Source organism: Lentzea sp. NPDC051838 (assembly GCF_040681245.1).
In the GTDB taxonomy this organism is placed as follows: Bacteria; Actinomycetota; Actinomycetes; order Mycobacteriales; family Pseudonocardiaceae; genus Lentzea.
The window spans coordinates 45,058-61,925 of the sequence record NZ_JBFAYI010000011.1; the positions used below are offsets into that span (position 1 = coordinate 45,058).

A 16,868-nucleotide genomic window follows, 5' to 3' on the forward strand; every position below is an offset into this window, starting at 1 on the left:
GCACGCAGCGGATCTGTTCCTTGCTGGCTCCGAACATGAAGCACATGCCTTCGACGCTAGGTCTCCCTGTGGTCCGGTCGCTTCTCGATTCCTGCCCGAATACCCGGTTCGTTCACGTTCCTTCGCCAACGCGGACCGAACTGGAGGAGAAATTTGCTCGCGCACGGGTACCCACACGCATCCTCGTGCTGGGATCTGCGTCCTCAGGAGCGAGAGAGGGAGGCACACCATGTCCGATCGCGGTGACCGCATTGTCAGTGTGCTCGAAGAGGCCTTCAGCGGACTGTGGTCCTCCGACCCCGCCGCGTTCCGGCACAAGTTCCGCAAGATGGCGGCAGAACCGTTCGCGTTCTACAGAGGCAGCGCGTGCCTGTTCTACGCCGACATGGCCGAAATGCCCGACGACTGGACCGACGAGCGCACCAGCCGCATCTGGATCCAGGGCGACCTGCACGCGCAGAACTTCGGCACCTACATGGACGCCGAGGGCACGCTCGTCTTCGACGTCAACGACTTCGACGAGGCCTACCTCGGCTCCTACACGTGGGACCTCCGCCGCTTCGCCGCCTCGATGGCCCTGCTCGGGTGGCGCAAGGCGTTGCCGGACAGCGTGATCACCGACCTGATCCGCACCTACGTCTCGGCCTACGTGACGCAGGTCCGCACGTTCGCCTCGCGGCCCGGCGACGAGCTCTTCAGCCTGCGCCTCGACAGCACCGAGGGCGTGCTGCACCGCGTCCTGCAACGCGCCCGCCTCGCCACCCGCATCGACCTGCTGCGCGAGAAGACCACGATCCGCGACTACGAACGCACGTTCCGTCGTGACCGCGAAGGCACCCACGAGCTGACCTCGTCCGTGCGCGAGGCCGTCGAGGCGGCTTTCCAGTCCTATCTGGACACCATTCCGAAGGGCAAGCGCGCGTCGAGCCGCACCTACGCGATCAAGGACGTGGTGGGCCGCAGCGGCTTCGGCATCGGCTCCGCGGGCCTGCACGCCTACAACATCCTGGTCGAGGGCCGCTCCCAGGCGCTGGAGAACGACGTAGTGCTCTCCATGAAGCAGGCGAACATCGCCGCGCCGTCGCGAATCGTGGCCGATGCGCGCATCCGCGAGTACTTCACCGACCACGGTCATCGCACCGCCGTCTCCCAGCGTGCCCTGCAGGCCCACGCCGACCCGTGGCTCGGCCACACCCAGATCGACGGCACCGGGTACGTCGTCGCCGAGCTCTCGCCCTACGAGGCCGACCTGGACTGGTCCGACCTCACCGAGCCCGCGGACATGCTGCCCGTCCTCGACTACCTGGGCCGCGCCACCGCCAAGATGCACTGCGTCGCGGACGAGGACTCCTCGCAGACGCTCGTCGCCTTCCAGTGCGAGGAGGCGATCGCGGCGGTGATCGGCGACCGGGAGGCCGAGTTCGCCGACTCGCTGGTCGCGTTCGCGCTCGACTACGCCCAGAAGACCCGTGAGGACCACCGGCTGTTCGTGGACGCGTTCCGGGAGGGCCGGATCGACGGCGTGGGCTCCACCGCCTGATCAGCGGCCGGCACCACCGCAACGTCCCCCGTGCCCTCCCCCGCACACCGGGAGCGGGCACGTTGGCAACCCGCAGCGCCCTCGACACATCCCGCGAAGGCCGAATCAACGGCGTCGGCTCGACCACCTGATCAGCGGCCCGATACGACCACGACGTTTGCCCAACTTCGTGATCACATATTCATTAGAGGCGTACTCTGATCAATATGCGCATCCTCTTCTCAAGTGTTCCGCAGCACGGCCACCTGCTGCCGTTGTTCCCCCTCGCCCGCGCGTTCCAGCAGCGCGGGCACGAGGTGGCCGTGCTGACCGCGGCGGGCATGGAGCCGGTCGTCGCAGCTCAGGGGCTGAAGCTGCTCCCAGCCGGGCCGTTGCCGGACGCGTTGTTCGCCGAGGTCGCGCGGCGCACCGGGGCCGACCCGGCCAAGGCGCCCACGCCCGACTCGGTGGCCGAGTTCTTCGCCGGCACGCGGATCGACCTGACAGCGGACGAGGCGTTCGCGGCGACAGAGGGCTTCCGGGCGGATCTCGTCGTGGCCGAGTTGTGCGACTACGTGGGGCCGTTGGTGGCGGCCGCGCAGAACGTGCCGGTGGCGACCCTGGCGTTCGGGCCGCCGTTGCCGCCGGTGTTCACCGAGGCGATGGACGGCATGGCTCGCACGCGGCACGAGGCGCGGGGTCTGCCGTGGCAGCCGAGGAAGTGGCTGCTGGACACGTGGCCGGCATCGATGCGGGCGGACGAGTGGCAGCAGCCGGAGGGCTGGTTGCCGTTGCGGCCCGAGGCGTTCCGCGTGCCGAACGAGAACGGAACCAAGCCGCCCGCGTCGAACAGGCCGCGCGTGCTGGTGACGTTCGGGACGTGGTTCGGTGAGCCGAAGAAGCTCAGCCCGTTGCTGCGCGAGCTGTCCACTTTGGACGTGGACGTCGTCGTGACGCTGGGGCTGGCGGCCAGGCCGGAGGAGTTCGACGTCGACGGCGAGCGGGTGACGTTCGTCGGGTTCACGCCGATGGAGGATCTGCTGGACGGCGTGGACGTCGTGGTGACGCACGGCGGGGCGGGGACGACGTCGGCCGCGCTCATGAAGGGCGTGCCGCTGGTGGTGCTGCCGCAGGGCGCGGACCAGTTCTTCCAGGCCGAACGGGTCGCGGCGGCAGGAGCCGGCATCGCGCTCGACCCGCCGTCGCAGACGCCAGAGACGTTGCGAGCGGCTGTGCTGGACGTGCTGGAGAATGCCACCTTCCGGGACAACGTCACGACGATCGCCAAGGAGATCGCCGCCATGCCGGACGCGAACGAGGTGGCAGCCGTGCTGGAATCTGGCCTATGACGAGGTCGTACCACTCACCGCGCCGCGCGCGGGATGCCGCCGACACCCGGCGGGACATCCTGCGCGCGGCCGCGGAGTTGTTCTCCGCCAACGGGTATGCGCGCGTGACCGTGGCCGACATCGCCAAGCGGGCCGGGGTGGCGCAGCAGACGGTCTACTCGAGCGCGGGCAGCAAGTCGGAGATCCTGCACAAGGTGGTCGGCGAGTCGATCGCCCGCGCCGACTCGTCGGCGACGATCACGAAGATCCGGGAGGCGGACGGGCTGGCGACGGCGCTCACGTTGCTGGCCAGGGGAACCCGGCTGGGCAACGAGGGCGAGCAGCAGGTCATCGACGTGCTCTTCGGGGCGTTCCCGGTGCACGAGGACGGGGCCGCGCTGTGGGAGCAGAGCACGTCGGAGTACCGGCGGGCCCTCAAAGACGTCGCGGAACACTTGCAGGACAAAGGCCTTCTCAACATGAGCGTCGAGAAGGCCGCGGACGTGCTGTGGTTCTGCTTCGGGTTCGGGGCGTGGCGGACGCTCGTCAGGGAGTGCGGCTGGTCGTGGGACGATGCGGAGCGGTGGCTGGCGCAGCAGGCCGTCACGATCTTCACCCACTGAGCGGGGAGCCGTGGACATCGAGACACCCCAGGACGCGGCGAGTCATGCGCTGATGCTCGCGTTCGGGCGGTTGCAGGGGGCCGCGAACCGGCTGGAGTACCTGCTCGGCCGGGCGCTGGAGCAGGAGTGCGGGATCACGCACCTGGAGTTCGAGGTGCTGCTGATCCTCGCGAGGGCCGGCGAGCCCGGGCTGTCGATGCGCGCCATCAGCCAAGAGCAGGTGCTGACCACGGGCGGCGCTACGCGGGTGATCGACCGGCTGGAACGCGACGGTCTCGTCGAGCGCGCCCCGCATCCCACCGACAAGCGCAGCCGCCTGGCCAAGCTCACGTCCAAAGGCTCCAAAACCCTCGTGCACGCGGCGAACGTGCACCTGGCGAACATCAAGCAGCACTTCCTGGCCCCGCTGCCGGAGGGTCACCGGGAGCAGTTCGCAGAGGACCTCAAGCTGCTGAGCCACGCCGCCAGGGACGCCCTGCCACCACTGAAGTGACGCGGGTCACAAGGGGAAATATCTGACGAGTCAGATACTTTGTACCCATCGTGAAGCTCGTCTACGTCTTCGACGCCTACTGCGGTTGGTCGCACGCCTTCTCCGGCACGCTGGAGGAGGTCATCGCGCAGCACCCGGACCTGCAGGTCGACGTCGTGTCCGGCGGCCTCTTCACCGGGCAGCGGCGGGTGCCGATCCGCGAGTTCGGGTTCATCAAGGGCGCGAACGTCCAGGTCACCGAGCGAACCGGGGCGCGGTTCGGCGACGCCTTCAACGCAGTGCTCGACGAGGGATCGTTCGTCATGGACTCCGAGGCCGCCGCACGCGGACTGATCGCACTGCGCCAGGCAGCACCCGAGAAGGCCGCCGAGCTGGCGATCGCGATGCAGAAGGCGTTCTTCCACGACGGACTGAGCCTGAGCGACGCCAAGACCTACCGGAAGATCGCCGACGACTTCGGCCTCGACTCGGACGAGGTCGTGCAGGCGTTCAAGACCGCCGAGCCCGACACCGACTTCGCGGTGGCGGCACGACTCGGGGTCAGCAGCTTCCCGACGTTGATCGCCGTGCGGGGCAACGACGGGTTCGTGCTCGCCCGCGGGCACGCCTCGGCCGAGCAGATCGAACAGCGCCTGGCTCAGCTCGGCTGACCTCAGCCTTCGCAGTCGACGAGCGTCGCATCCGCCGTCTTCGAGACGTAGAAATCGGCGCCGCGACTGTCCTCGGCGACACACCAGGTCAGCGTCGAGAGGCCACCTGAGATCTCGAACCCGGTGACCCCGCTGCCGATCGACCGGCACCGGTCGAAGGTCGTGACACCACCGCACACCAGCACGCCCTGGGCCCGCGCGTTGGTGACCGTGCAGCCGGTGAAGCCGACCAGGCCGTCGTACACCGTGACACCGGTTCCGGGATCGCTGATCGTGACGCGGGAGAACTCGGCCCTACCGCTGTGCGTCCGAATGCCGTAGGCAGGCCGGATCATCCGCACGTCCGACATCGTGACACGGCCGTCGCTGAGGTGGACCGCCGCGTCGGCGACGTCCTCGAACACGCAGTCCCGGATGTCCACCACCGCCCCGGGGTCCATGATGCTCACGCCCTTGGAGCCGGTCATCGTGCAGCCGCTCATCGTGAGCAGGCCGTTGGCGGTCACCGTCGCGCGCAAATCGCAGTCCCGCAAAGACAACGAACTGTCCGAGTTGGACTGAACTCGGCCCGTCTCGATCTTGCACGACCGCAGCTCGGCCTCGCCGGGCACCCAGATCGACCCGGAAAGCACGAGATCGCGCAGCACCACCCCGCCGCTGAGCGTCAGCACGTGGGTCTCACCCGCGCTCAGCCTGACGCTGCCCGGTTCTCCCGCCGGACGGATCTCCACCGGCTTGTCGAGGGAGACCGCCTCCACGTACTCACCGGGGTCGATCTCGATGACGTCATCGGGCCGCGCTGCCTCGATCGCGTCGTAGATCGAGTGGAACCCGGCCGGCCCGATGCGGAACGGCGGCGCCGGCGGAGTCACGACCAAGGGATCGCTGATCTCATCGGGACGGCCGTTGCCGAACGAGTCGCACTGAAGGACCGAAGCCTTCTGCAGCAACGAAAAGCCCTGCCCGGCGTTGTTGTGCGCCGCGCACCGGAAGAAGGCCGCCTCACCGCCCACGACGAGGAACCCGTCGCGGTCGGAGTCGATCGCCTCGCACAGGTCGAACCTGGCCTTGCCGCCCATCATCCAGACCGCGGGCCCGTGCGTTCCCGTGAACCGGCACGACGTGAACACACCTTCGCCGCCGCTGACGAGAACTCCTTCAGCACCAACGTTCTCGACTCGCACGCTGTCCGCGCGCAGCACGCCGCCCTCGATCTCCAGCGCACTCCCACCACCGCCGTGCACGACGCCACCGGCGACCTCGACACGTCCCGACGACTTGATCGCGGCGACCGAACCACCTTCGAAGTCGTTGTCGCGCAACGTGATCGTGCCGCGCTGTTCCGCGAACACCGCATGCCCGCCCGAACGCACGAACCGGCAGTCCGCGACCAGGACGTCCGCACCGGGCGCCGCCACCACCGACGCCAGCCCGGAGTCCGCGAACTCGCAGCGCCGGAACTCACCACCGGCCGACTCGACCCGCACTCCGTGCAGCGCCTGACCGATCCGGCACCCGGAGAACTCCGGCCGCGCGCCCGCACGAACCCTGACTCCGATGTGGTCAGGAGCGCTGATGTCGCAGTTCGAGATCTTCGGCATCACCCGTCCAGCGACCTCGATCGCCGCCGCACCCCACGCCTTGCCGACGACCGTCAGATCGCGGACCGTCGCATCGGCGAGCAGCATCAACGTGTTGCCGGTGCTGGAAGACAGCGTGACCGTGCCAGGTCCGGAAAGCGGCCGCAGTTCGACCGGTTGGCCTACCACGAACTCGCCCTCGTAGTGGCCCGGCGGCAGCTCGATCACGTCACCGGGACGGGCCGACCGCAGCAGCGCCGGCAGATCTCTTCGCACAGAGCGAGAAACTACGTCAGTGCGCGTGTCCTTGGTGACGGTTCGTCCACGCGGCCACGGCGGGCAGCACGTCGGTGATCCACTCGCGCGCGGCGGCGGTGAGCTCGTAGCGACCGGCTCGGCGGTGCACGAAACCGTTGTCCTGCAGCCGCTCCAGCGTGTGGTGCACCTTCGGGCCGAGCGTCGTGGCGAGCTCCTCCGAGGCCTTCGCGCCCTCGGCCAGCGCGACCAGGACGTGCGGCAGCTGGTCGCTGCTCATCAGGTCCTGCAACGCGAGCAGGTGGTGCAGCGCCGAAGCGTCGGTGTTCCGTTCGGCGGCCGAAGCACTCGGGTCGTGCACCTGGACGCGTGCCCGGCCCTTGCGCTTGGCCCGCTGCAACGCCGCGTCCGTGTCGCGCACGAGGTCGATGAGCGTGTCGTCGCCACCCGGTACGTACGACGCGACGCCGATGGACGCGGTCTGGCCGTACAACGTCATGCCGTAGCCGTCGTTGGTGGTGATCTCCGTCTGCAGCGCCCGGATTCCGCGCAGCATCCGTTCCGCCACCACGGTCGCCTCGCCGCCCGTGGTGCGCGGCAGCAGGACCAGGAACTCATCACCGCCGTACCGGCACACGAGATCCGACGAGCGCGTGTGCGTCTTCAAGACGTCGGCCACGTCGCTCAGCACGACATCCCCGGCGGGGTGGCCGTACTCGTCGTTGATCTTCTTGAAGCGGTCGAGGTCGATCATCAGCAGCGCGACCTGCTCCCACCGGCGTTGCGCACGGCGGTACATCGCGGGTGCCTGGTCGTCCCAGCCCCACCGTCCCAACAGGCCGGTGAGACGGTCCGTCGCCCACGCCCCGACCGGCTGCGCGCACGCACCGCAGCGCGTGGGAGCGCTCTCGTCGTGCAGGCGCAGAGAACCGTGGTCCACTGGAAGCCCCATCCGCGCAGTCGTCATGAGTCCCCCCAGACATCAGCTCTGACTCGCCCGAACTGCCTCTTTCAACTCAGGTGACGTCGTTCGGATCAAACGCGACACAACAGTTGAAGCGGCGGAGTGTGATCATAGGGCTACACACAGGTGGATTCAACCCCTGTGATGCCATATGCTCGCCGGGTTCCACAACAGTGGAATGATCGCTGGCCAGGGGTCGCTCCAGCGGAGGTGTGGCGTGAGGCCGTTCGCCGAGGTGCTGAACGAGTTGTGCAACAACCCGCCCGGCGGCCAGGGCAAGGTGACCAACGTAGCGCTCGCCGCCGCCGTGAAGACACGGGGTGGGGACATCGGGCACGGCTACATCTCGCAGCTGCGCCTCGGCGTTAAGGACAACCCGACCTGCCAGGCCATCGTCGACCTCGCCGGCGCGCTCGGCGTGCACCCCGCCGTCTTCCTCGGCGGTCGCGGCTCGTTGCACCCCGGTGAGCAGCCCGGCTGGCGTCCTGCCGCGCTGAGCACGCTCTTCGAGGCCGTCCACCCGCCGGACCGCGGACCGTGGTCGCCGGAGGAGGTCGCCGCCTCGATCAGCTCGTCCGGCCAGTTCGGCAGCATCTCCGCGAGCTACATCCGCGAACTGCTGAGCAACACCAGCGAGAACCCGCGGCTGAAGCACATCCTCGGTCTGGCCGACCACTTCGGCGCCGACCCCGCGTACTTCTTCGACGACGACCTCGCCGCGCGGGTGGATTCGGAGCTGACGGACTTCCTGGCACTGCGCGAGCTCGGCGTCGTCGAGTTCGTCACCCGTCTGGCCGAACGTACGGGTGAACTGTCCCCGCAGGCCAGGGCCGCTGCGGTAGAAGGGTTCCGGCAGGCTCTCGAAGTCGGCGAGGGCTGGTCCTTCCCACTGAACAGCCGCCGTACATCCGCGGACCAGACTTGATGACGACAACGGCGTGAAGATCTCTGCCTGGACCGCCGCAGACGACACCGAGAGGAGGCGACGGGTGAACCGCAGGAAACTGCGCAAGCTGGTCGACGAGGTCGCCCGCGACCTCGACCTGCCGCCCGACGCCACGCACCAGGAGGCGAGCCGCCGGGTCTGCGAGCTGATGAGCGAACGGCTCGGGCGCGCTGTCGACGTCCGCTTCGCCGCCATCACGAACGCCGTGTGCCTGAGCGGCGCGACGGCGTTGCTCGAGAACGGCACGTACCTCGTGATCTGCGCGGACTCCCCGTCCTGGTACCACCGCCTGCACGTGCTGCTGCACGAGTTCGCGCACGTCCTGCTGGAGCACCAGCCCGTGGCGCTGGGCCGCAGCGAGGGCATGCGCAAGCTGGCGCCGCACCTGCTGCCGCGGATGGCGCAGATCATCGCGGGGCGCACGACGCTGACCGAGGACGAGGAACGGGAGGCGGAGAACCTCGCCGACCACCTGCTGGAGCGCCTGACCGAACACCGGGTGTGGGCCGACACGGCCGCCACCGAGGAGCCCGCGCACGTGCGCCGGGTGGCCGAGTCTCTCGAAGGAAGATCTCGCTGGGTGCGTCGTGGCGATCTTTAACCTGATCTACCTCTCGTGCGGCATCGTCGGACTGCTCCTCCTCGCGTACAAGATCCGCGCGTTGCGGTCGAGCTGGGGCAGCCCGCGCGTCGTCGCGTTGATCTCGACGGTGTTCTTCTCGGCGTTCGCGGTGTTCTTCGCGGCGCCCGCGAACATCACCTGGATCAACTGGACCAGTGGCGTGCCGAACTTCGCGGCGCTGCTGGTCTATTCGCTGGTCGTGTGCTTCGCCGGTGCCGCGTTCGCGTTGGTGCTGTACTGGCGGTATCCCCCGGTCCAGGCGTGGCAACGGGTTCGGCTGATCGTCGTCAGCTACTCGACCGTCGTCGCGGCGATGATCGTGCTGTTCTTCAAGTCCGAGCTCGACGAGGAACGTCAGGTCGACTTCGACACCTTCTACGCCACCCAGCCGACGGTGGCGGTGTTCCTGTTCATCTACTTCGTGGCCACCGGCATCGGCTGCGGCGGCCAGGCCTACCACTGCTGGCAGGGTTCACGTGACCCGGCGATCTCCGCCCGGCCGTGGCTCGCGCGGGGCCTGCGCTGGTACTGCGCGGCCGCGTTGTTCCCGACGGGGTTCGCGGTCATCAAGCTGTTCGTGCTGCTGATGGACTGGGCCGGCGAGCGCAGCTTCGACGTGCTGAGCCTGACCGCGCCGCTGATGGCGTCGCTGTCGATGATCCCGCTGGTGATCGCGATGGCGTTGCCGGTGCTCGGTCCGCGCCGCCCGTCGCCGTCGCTGTGGGTGCGGCGCTGGCGGACGTACTTCGCCCTGCGGCCGCTGCACCGCGCGCTGGTGCACGTGAACCCCGGCATCGTGCTGGTGGCGCCCGGCAAGTTCCTCAACCCGCACCACCGGGTGCGGCGGCAGATCATCGAGCTGAACGACTGGCGCTGGGCTCTCACGCCCTACTTCGACGGTTCGGTCGGTGAGGCCGCGACCTCGTTGGCACACCAGGCCTCGCTGCCGTCCGACGAGGTCGTCGCCGTCGTGGAAGCCGCGCAGCTGCGCGCCGCGGGTTCGTCCTCGCGCTCTTCGACGCCTGGGCGACGCCGCCCGGCCTCGGAGATCGTCGACGGCACGGACCTCGCCGCCGAGCACGACAGGTGGGTCCGCATCTCCCGGGCGTACCAGCACTCGCCGATAGTGGACGCGGCCGTCGCCGATGTCGTGCGCGCGGAAGCAGGGGGAAAAGAGTAGATGGCACCCACACACGCCGTTGTCCTCGGAGGTGGGCTCGCGGGCATGCTCGCGGCGTCCGTCCTCGTCAGACACTTCGACGAGGTCACCGTGGTGGAGCGGGACAAGCTGCCGGACGGACCGGGGTCCCGCTCCGGTGTGCCGCAGGCTCGGCACGCGCACCTGCTGATGTCCGGCGGGGCTCGCGCGATCGAGTCGTTGCTGCCGGGGACGCTGGACGCTCTCTTTTCTTCTGGGGCGCATCGGATCGGGGTGCCGAACGACCTGGTGTCGTTGAGCGCGCAGGGATGGGTGCCGCGATTCCCGGAGATGCAGTTCATCGTGTCGTGCAGCCGGGGTCTGCTGGACTGGGTTGTGCGTTCGCAGGCGTTGCGGGACAACAAGATTTCCGTTTTGACCGGGACTGAGCCGGTGTCGTTGCTCGGGGATCGTTCTGCCGTCACCGGCGTGCTCGTCGAGGATCGGATCTCCCGCGAGCAGGTCTCGCTGGAGGCACAGCTGGTGCTGGACGCGACCGGGCGCGGGTCGCGGTTGCCCGCGTGGCTTTCGGAGTTCGGGCTGCCCGCGGTGCACTCCGAGAGCGTCGACTCCGGACTTGCTTATGCCACCCGAATTTTCCGCGCGCCCGCTTCTGCCACCTCTGGCTTCCCGATCGTCAACGTGCAGGCCAATCCACGTGATCCTCATCCGGGCTGCACAGCCACGTTGCTGCCCATCGAGGACGGGCGGTGGCTGGTGACGCTGTCCGGCACTCGTGGTGGAGAACCGACCACCGAGGAGTCGGAGTTCGTCGCTTTCGCTTCCTCCGTGCGGAATCCCGTGGTCGGTGAGCTGATCGCGTCGGCCGAACCCCTGTCCCCCGTGTACGGGTCGCACAGCACCGCGAACCGGCGGAACTTCTTCGAGCGCTTGAAGTCCTGGCCTGCCGGGTTGCTGGCGCTCGGCGATTCCGTCGCGACTTACAACCCTGTCTACGGGCACGGGATGTCGATCGCCGCGCAGAGCGCTCAGGCGTTGGATGCCGGGCTGCGCTCGGGTTTCGGCGCGGCGCGGATCCAGCGCGACATCGGCAAGGTCGTCGACGGGGCCTGGGCCATGGCGACGAACCAGGACATCCTGTATCCGGGCGCGGTCGGCAAGCCGTTGCCGTTGGCAGGACGGGTTCTGCAGCGCTATGTGGACCGTCTGGTGCGCACGGCCACGACCGAGGCCGCGGTGACGCGGGCGTTCCTCGACGCGTTCACGTTGTCCGGGCCGATGGCTCGCCTGGTCAGCCCGCGCGTCATGTGGGCGACCATGCGAGGACCTCGGCGCTCGGTGTCGCCGGAACCCACGCTGACGTCGGACGAACGTTCGCGGGTCACGTCCGCGGAGTGAAGACCGCGCTCGACACGTACTCCATGGCCTTGCCGAACGCCGGGTCCGCCATCCTGGCGTTCAGCTCCTCCGGCGTGGGCTCGGCGACGCGCTGGTGGATCCACCACAGGTTTCCGTACGGGTCGGCGAACCTGCTGACCCTGTCACCCCAGAACAGCTCGGTGGGCTCGGTGATGACCTCTCCGCCCAGCGCCACCGCACGCTTGAGGGTCTCGGCGTCGTCGGCGACGTAGAGGCGCAGGAACGCCGGGGTCGGGTTCCAGTCCTGCTTGTCGAACAACATGACGACCGAGTCGCCGATCCGAACCTCGGCGTGGCCGATCTCCGGGGCCTCGCCCACGCGCCCGAGGTCGGTCGCGTCGAACACCTCCACGATGAAGTCGATCAGCTCGGCGGTGCGGCCGCGCGAGATGATCCACGGCGTCACGGTGTGGTAGCCCTCGGGCACGACGTTCATGGGTTCTCCGTCCCTTTCTTTCGAGGTCAACACGACCGTAGGACCCATGTAGGACGATTTCGGTCCTAGTTGTGGCCTAGATTGGCCTCGTGGGTGAAGCGGGGGTGGTAACGGCGGTGGGTGGACCGCTGGCCGCCGAGGTGCACGCGGGAGAGACGCAAAGCGGTCCTTGCCACATCCCGGGCAGGCGCGCACACCGGCCCTCTCCCGCCCTGCAGCAAAGCGCCACACCCTACGCAAGCCACCGCAGAGAGGTGCACACATGAGCGACGCCGGACGTTTGTTGCGCCTCCTCTCGCTGCTCCAAACCCCGCGCGAATGGCCCGGCAGCGAGCTCGCGGACCGGCTCGGCGTCACGCCGCGCACCGTGCGCCGCGACATCGACCGCCTGCGCGACCTCGGCTACCCCGTTGAGGCCACGATGGGTGTGCTGGGCGGCTACAAGCTCGTCGCGGGCACGGCTGTGCCGCCGCTGCTGCTGGACGACGAGGAGGCCGTCGCCATCGCGGTCGGGTTGCGGACGGCCGCGCGGCAGCCGGTGGCCGGTATCGACGAGGCTTCGTTGCGGGCGCTCACGAAGTTGCAGCAGGTTCTGCCGCCGCGGCTCGCGCGCCGGGTGTCGTCGCTGACGTCGGCCACCGCGCCGCCCACGGCCAGTTTCGCCTCGTTGGTCGACCCGGCGCAGCTCACGGTGATCGCCGCCGCGGTGCAGGCACGGCAGCGGGTGCGGTTCGGGTACGTGACGCAGGAGGCCGCTGTGTCGAAGCGGCACGTGGAGCCTGTTCAGTTGGTCGCGCTGGGGCGGCGCTGGTACCTCCTCGCCTTCGACGTGGAACGGGACGACTGGCGGATCTTCCGGATGGACCGGATCTCGGACGCGCTGAACACCGGGGCGCGGTTCACCGCCAAGCAGCCGCCGGGTGGGGACGCCACCAACTACGTGACGCAGAAGATGTACGAGTCAGCGCCGACCTACAGGGCGCGGGCGACGCTGCGGTTGCCGGTGGACCTGGCGCGGGCACGGCTGGCGGACTTCGCCGGCGATCTGGAAGCCCTCGGCGACGACGAGTGCGCGTGGCACAGCACCGAGGACACGATCGACTACCTCGCGTTCCGCCTGACCTTGCTCGGATGTGAGTTCACCGTGCACGGCCCGCCGCAGCTGATCGACCACCTGCGCGGGCTCGGCGCGCGGATCAGCCGCTCGGTGGAGACGCCCTGATGCCCAGGACCGGCTGACCGCCCTGCACACCGGCGTAGGACCGGTCCCACGGCCAGCGGCCAGACTCGTCGGCGTGGACGAGTTGCAGGGCCGCGATGCCCTCGCCGTACAGCCTGGCCGACACCAGCAGGTGCGCCCACGGCCGCTCCACGCGCACCACCTCCAGCTCCGGGCCGCCTGCCAACGCGAACCGCCGGCCTGGAGACGGGACGCAGCTGTGGGTCAGGTGTTCGGCCGTGTCGTCGAGCAGACGGCCCGCCTGAAGGACGGGCATGCCCGTGACGACGAGCTCGGGCAGGCCGTGCGCGGTCAGGCCGACCGTGTAGGCCCAGGGCGGGTGGGCCCTGTCCCGTTCGATCGCCTGGACCGCCCAGCCGCGCACGTCGATGCAGCGACGCAACGTGGCCAGGTGTTCTTCCATGCGGCTGGCGGGGTGGTCGCAGTCCCAGCACATGAGGGGCTCCTCGGGGTCGGGGTGAGTGGGCGAGGTCGTGCCTCGTCCAGTGTGCCGAGGAGCACCGACAAGATCGTTTGGGCAGTTCGTGGACAGAAAGTGGACAAACGATCTGTCGGCCGTCTGGATCGTTAATCTGCGACGCACGGAGGATCGTCCATGCGCCAACGAACGCTTCTCATCGCGTTGTCTGCCATCGCAATCGTCGCGGCGGCGGGCATCGTGATCGTGCTTCAGCCGGGCAAATCCACAACCGAACGACAGCAGCCGGGCTTCGTCGTCTCCTTCGCCGCAGCGGAAAGCGCGCTCGGAGACGACCGCGAGAACCAGCTCAGGGACTGGGCGCGGATCGGGCTCGCGTCCCACCTCGACCTGGACACGCGGGCGATGCGCGACGCGTTCTTCGACGCGTTTCCCATCAGGGACAACGGGTTCGCGGACCTCGCCAGGCAGCCGACCGGCCCCGGCAGGAGCCTGCTGCACCAGGACACCCTCCACCTGCTGATTCCACGCGACGACGTCAACGACAAGCGCACCGCGGGACTTCTGCTCGACCAGCACCGCACCGACACCGGCAGCGACCCGCGCAAGGTGCAGCTCCACCGGTACGAGATCGGCGACAGCACCATCGCGATCACCGACGAGGACGTCCAGCCCACCAACGACTTCCGCGCGAACAACGGTTATGTCAGCGAACGAATAGACGGCGGACCGGGCGAATTCCTCACCAAGGCGAAACATCTGTCCACACTGGAGCTGCGCGGCGACGAGGTGTGGGCGGGCGGCTGGACCTGGCCGGGCCCCGACGTCACCGCCGAGGACATCTCGGTGCTGCAACGCGCCTACGCCAAGCAGGAGCAGCCGGCGTTCTCCCTCGACCCGCCGCGCGAGACCCCGACGCGCGAGGACGTCCAGGCGGCGCTCAAGAACGTCCCCCGGCAGACCGTCGACCAGCTCCTCGCCGGGCAGGTCGATCCGCAGCTCGTCCAAGCAGGACTCTTCGACCAGGCCACGCCACAAGAGCTGCAGGCCGCAGGACTCCCGACCGACCGCACCGACCTGTGGACGATGCTGAACGTCCTGGAAAACCGCCCGCTCTACAACGAAGCCCGGTACGAAGGCGGCATCCAGGGCACCGAAGTCGGCATGACCCTCTTCTACACCGACCTCATCGCCAAGCAGTGGGTGGACGGTGTCGGCGACGGCGTTCCGACGATCACCGGTTTCGTGCCGGACAGCAAGGCCGTCACGCCACCAGCGCACTGCGCGACCAGCCCGACCGCCGAGAGTGGCCGCCTCTGGTTCGGCCAGAACGACAAAGCCTTCAACTTCACCAACGACAAGGCGTCGCTCGGCGCGCAGTCCACCAGGCTCTTCTCCCGTTCGGACGGCGCGGAAGGCGAGGTCGAGCCGAGCTACGCGTTCGGACGAGGCTTGAGGTGGTGGGACGAGCACTACCAGGAAGTCGCCGACCACGAGGCTCAGTACGCGCGGCTCGACCAGATCATGCGCTGGAGCGGCGCGCTGGAATGGCTGCAGAGCAAGGGAAAACAGCTCCGCGAGACCGAACCGAAGAACAGCCTCAAGTTCGCCGACTGGTACCACGACCGCAAGGACCTCAAGGAACGCGGCGACGTCCGCCCGATCCAGCCGCCGTCCGCGAAGCACGAAGCCGTGCTCACCAAGCCGTCCAAGGCCTACAAGAACTGCGGCTTCTACGGCGTGCGCGGCGGTGTCTCGCTCGGCGACGGCATCGCGCGCATCGGTGACGGCTACAAGGCCGACCTGCCGGAACCGGCCAGGCGTGCCGGACCGACCGAGAAGTCCTCGACCCTGGACAACGCCGGCGGAAAGATCACCGAGGTCAGCGTCGGCAACCAGCACGAGGTCGTCGACCGCGTCGAACGCACCCTCACCACCTCCGACGGCACGGCCAGAACGGAGACCAAGGCCACCGGCCGCGAAGTGATTCCGTTGGGCGAGCTGAAGGTCATGCAGCCGGCGACGACCGTGCGTCAGCTCGCCACCAGCCTCAAGGCCGATCGCGGCACGATCGACTACCGCGTCGACTACCAGGGCAACCACCTCGGCACCCTCACCACGGCCAAGTCCCGGTCCTTCATCTCGATCGGCTGGACCAAGGGCCTGGTGCACAGGATGATCCGTGCGCTGCTCCCGAAGCAGCACGGCACCGACGCCTTCTACAGCCAGCGCGACACCAACGGCGACACCCAGTACCGCATCGGCGGCAAGGACGAGCCGTGGCTCACCGTCGGACCCGATCGCCCGCCAACAGGATTCGCTCTCCGCACGGGCACGCAGAACCCCGACGGCATCACCACCCACCTGCTGGGAGAGCTGAAGCCACGAGCCCCGCCCACGGGCGAATACATGACGCTGAAGTCCACAAAGGACAACGCGCCCACGGTCTCGTTCAGCGACACCGCACCGACAGGCCGCCTGATCACCGTCCACACCCCGGAAGGACGGACGTCCCAGCTCCACGTCGACAACGACCAGGTCACCGTCCCCACCAACGATCCCGTGGTGGGCCACAACGGAACAGACGAAGCCGCAGCCATGCTCCGCGAGATCGCGGACGCCATCGCCACCCCAGGCCGGACGGACGGCCTGTTGCGCGCGGTCAAGTTCGGCGACGTCGGCGCCATGATCGGCGACAAGGACGTCTACCTGAGCTCGTCGGCACAACAGTGGTCCACCAGGGTCCTGGAAGCCCTCAACGGCGACACCACCATGCGCATCACCGACGGCATGGCGATCCACGTCGACAAGTCGCCGCTGCACCACGTCAGCACCAACAAGGCCGCTCTGAAGGACGTGCTCAACGCCTCCAACACGACCGTCTACGTCAACGAGAGCTTCCGAGCCACCCTGGGCACGAAAGACGGCCCGGTCGTCGCGGACGCGCTGCAGCAGGACATGACGGTCACCATCAGAGAAGTCACCGCGGAGAAGCTGCAAGAGATCCCGGCGGACGTTCTGGTCCACCGCAACGCCGAGTGGTCGCGCGTCGACACACCGCCGAGGTTCGGCGGTGTCTCCACCAGCCTCGACATCGTGATCACGCTCAACTCCAGCGTCCCACCGAGCAGCTCACCAGCGACGCCGAAACGCCCAGCCGCGCGGATCGTGCTGATCTGCCCGGAGGACGACAACGCGACCGGCTGCGGTGACTGA

At 68.5% G+C, this 16,868-nt stretch carries 15 protein-coding genes; 11 read left to right on the top strand and 4 right to left on the bottom strand.

Annotation, left to right across the window (positions count from 1 at the left end; translation table 11 throughout):
- The first annotated feature begins 229 nt into the window (after positions 1-229).
- The 5 genes from AB0M24_RS23915 to AB0M24_RS23935 all read left to right on the top strand — a co-directional run bounded on the left by AB0M24_RS23915 (position 230) and on the right by AB0M24_RS23935 (position 4,613).
- Positions 230-1,540 (top strand): DUF2252 domain-containing protein, encoded by a 1,311-nt coding sequence (locus tag AB0M24_RS23915; protein WP_363771721.1) that lies wholly within the window; start codon positions 230-232, stop codon positions 1,538-1,540.
- Between the two features lie 206 nt (positions 1,541-1,746).
- On the top strand, positions 1,747-2,868 hold the full coding sequence (locus AB0M24_RS23920) for a nucleotide disphospho-sugar-binding domain-containing protein (protein ID WP_363771724.1): 1,122 nt from the start codon (positions 1,747-1,749) through the stop codon (positions 2,866-2,868).
- Positions 2,865-3,470, top strand: a complete 606-nt coding sequence (locus AB0M24_RS23925) for a helix-turn-helix domain-containing protein (RefSeq protein WP_363771727.1) — start codon at positions 2,865-2,867, stop codon at positions 3,468-3,470. The genes AB0M24_RS23920 and AB0M24_RS23925 overlap by 4 nt, the downstream gene beginning before the upstream one ends.
- Positions 3,471-3,480: 10 nt before the next feature.
- On the top strand, positions 3,481-3,963 hold the full coding sequence (locus AB0M24_RS23930) for a MarR family transcriptional regulator (protein ID WP_363771730.1): 483 nt from the start codon (positions 3,481-3,483) through the stop codon (positions 3,961-3,963).
- Between the two features lie 50 nt (positions 3,964-4,013).
- A complete protein-coding gene (locus AB0M24_RS23935) occupies positions 4,014-4,613 on the top strand; it encodes a DsbA family protein (protein WP_363771733.1) in 600 nt (199 codons plus the stop codon).
- Positions 4,614-4,615: 2 nt separating this feature from the next.
- On the opposite strand, the gene AB0M24_RS23940 is transcribed toward AB0M24_RS23935, so the two are convergent.
- The gene (locus tag AB0M24_RS23940) at positions 4,616-6,469 is read right to left on the bottom strand and encodes a right-handed parallel beta-helix repeat-containing protein (RefSeq protein WP_363771736.1); all 1,854 of its coding nucleotides are present in this window, start codon (positions 6,467-6,469) and stop codon (positions 4,616-4,618) included.
- A 16-nt stretch (positions 6,470-6,485) separates the two neighbouring features.
- Positions 6,486-7,415, bottom strand: coding sequence for a GGDEF domain-containing protein (locus tag AB0M24_RS23945; RefSeq protein WP_363771739.1), 930 nt, complete (start codon positions 7,413-7,415; stop codon positions 6,486-6,488).
- Between the two features lie 214 nt (positions 7,416-7,629).
- On the opposite strand from AB0M24_RS23945, the gene AB0M24_RS23950 reads away from it, so the two are divergent.
- From AB0M24_RS23950 to AB0M24_RS23965, 4 genes are all read left to right on the top strand, one after another.
- Positions 7,630-8,337, top strand: coding sequence for a hypothetical protein (locus tag AB0M24_RS23950; protein ID WP_363771742.1), 708 nt, complete (start codon positions 7,630-7,632; stop codon positions 8,335-8,337).
- A gap of 64 nt (positions 8,338-8,401) precedes the next feature.
- Positions 8,402-8,959 (top strand): hypothetical protein, encoded by a 558-nt coding sequence (locus AB0M24_RS23955; RefSeq protein WP_363771745.1) that lies wholly within the window; start codon positions 8,402-8,404, stop codon positions 8,957-8,959.
- Positions 8,946-10,160: an MAB_1171c family putative transporter gene (locus AB0M24_RS23960; RefSeq protein ID WP_363771748.1), complete on the top strand. Its 1,215-nt coding sequence runs from the start codon at positions 8,946-8,948 to the stop codon at positions 10,158-10,160. Before AB0M24_RS23955 ends, AB0M24_RS23960 begins: the two co-directional genes overlap by 14 nt.
- On the top strand, positions 10,161-11,537 hold the full coding sequence (locus tag AB0M24_RS23965) for an FAD-dependent oxidoreductase (RefSeq protein WP_363771751.1): 1,377 nt from the start codon (positions 10,161-10,163) through the stop codon (positions 11,535-11,537).
- Here the strand turns inward: AB0M24_RS23965 and AB0M24_RS23970 are convergent.
- Positions 11,521-11,994, bottom strand: a complete 474-nt coding sequence (locus tag AB0M24_RS23970) for a VOC family protein (RefSeq protein WP_363771754.1) — start codon at positions 11,992-11,994, stop codon at positions 11,521-11,523. The genes AB0M24_RS23965 and AB0M24_RS23970 overlap by 17 nt on opposite strands.
- Positions 11,995-12,256: 262 nt before the next feature.
- Between AB0M24_RS23970 and AB0M24_RS23975 the strand changes: the two genes are divergently transcribed.
- The gene (locus AB0M24_RS23975) at positions 12,257-13,216 is read left to right on the top strand and encodes a YafY family protein (RefSeq protein WP_363771757.1); all 960 of its coding nucleotides are present in this window, start codon (positions 12,257-12,259) and stop codon (positions 13,214-13,216) included.
- Here the strand turns inward: AB0M24_RS23975 and AB0M24_RS23980 are convergent.
- Entirely contained in the window at positions 13,191-13,670 is a 480-nt protein-coding gene (locus tag AB0M24_RS23980) for a DUF4262 domain-containing protein (protein WP_363771760.1), read from the bottom strand. The genes AB0M24_RS23975 and AB0M24_RS23980 overlap by 26 nt on opposite strands.
- Positions 13,671-13,829: 159 nt before the next feature.
- Between AB0M24_RS23980 and AB0M24_RS23985 the strand changes: the two genes are divergently transcribed.
- On the top strand, positions 13,830-16,868 hold the full coding sequence (locus AB0M24_RS23985; protein WP_363771763.1) for a hypothetical protein: 3,039 nt from the start codon (positions 13,830-13,832) through the stop codon (positions 16,866-16,868).

Excerpts from the sequence above, each read along its gene's own strand:
- AB0M24_RS23915 (WP_363771721.1), top strand. The coding sequence starts at position 230 with ATGTCCGATCGCGGTGACCGCATTGTCAGTGTGCTCGAAGAGGCCTTC.
- AB0M24_RS23920 (WP_363771724.1), top strand. The coding sequence starts at position 1,747 with ATGCGCATCCTCTTCTCAAGTGTTCCGCAGCACGGCCACCTGCTGCCG.
- AB0M24_RS23925 (WP_363771727.1), top strand. The coding sequence starts at position 2,865 with ATGACGAGGTCGTACCACTCACCGCGCCGCGCGCGGGATGCCGCCGAC.
- AB0M24_RS23945 (WP_363771739.1), bottom strand. The coding sequence starts at position 7,415 with ATGACGACTGCGCGGATGGGGCTTCCAGTGGACCACGGTTCTCTGCGC.
- AB0M24_RS23965 (WP_363771751.1), top strand. The coding sequence starts at position 10,161 with ATGGCACCCACACACGCCGTTGTCCTCGGAGGTGGGCTCGCGGGCATG.
- AB0M24_RS23970 (WP_363771754.1), bottom strand. The coding sequence starts at position 11,994 with ATGAACGTCGTGCCCGAGGGCTACCACACCGTGACGCCGTGGATCATC.
- AB0M24_RS23975 (WP_363771757.1), top strand. The coding sequence starts at position 12,257 with ATGAGCGACGCCGGACGTTTGTTGCGCCTCCTCTCGCTGCTCCAAACC.
- AB0M24_RS23980 (WP_363771760.1), bottom strand. The coding sequence starts at position 13,670 with ATGTGCTGGGACTGCGACCACCCCGCCAGCCGCATGGAAGAACACCTG.
- AB0M24_RS23985 (WP_363771763.1), top strand. The coding sequence starts at position 13,830 with ATGCGCCAACGAACGCTTCTCATCGCGTTGTCTGCCATCGCAATCGTC.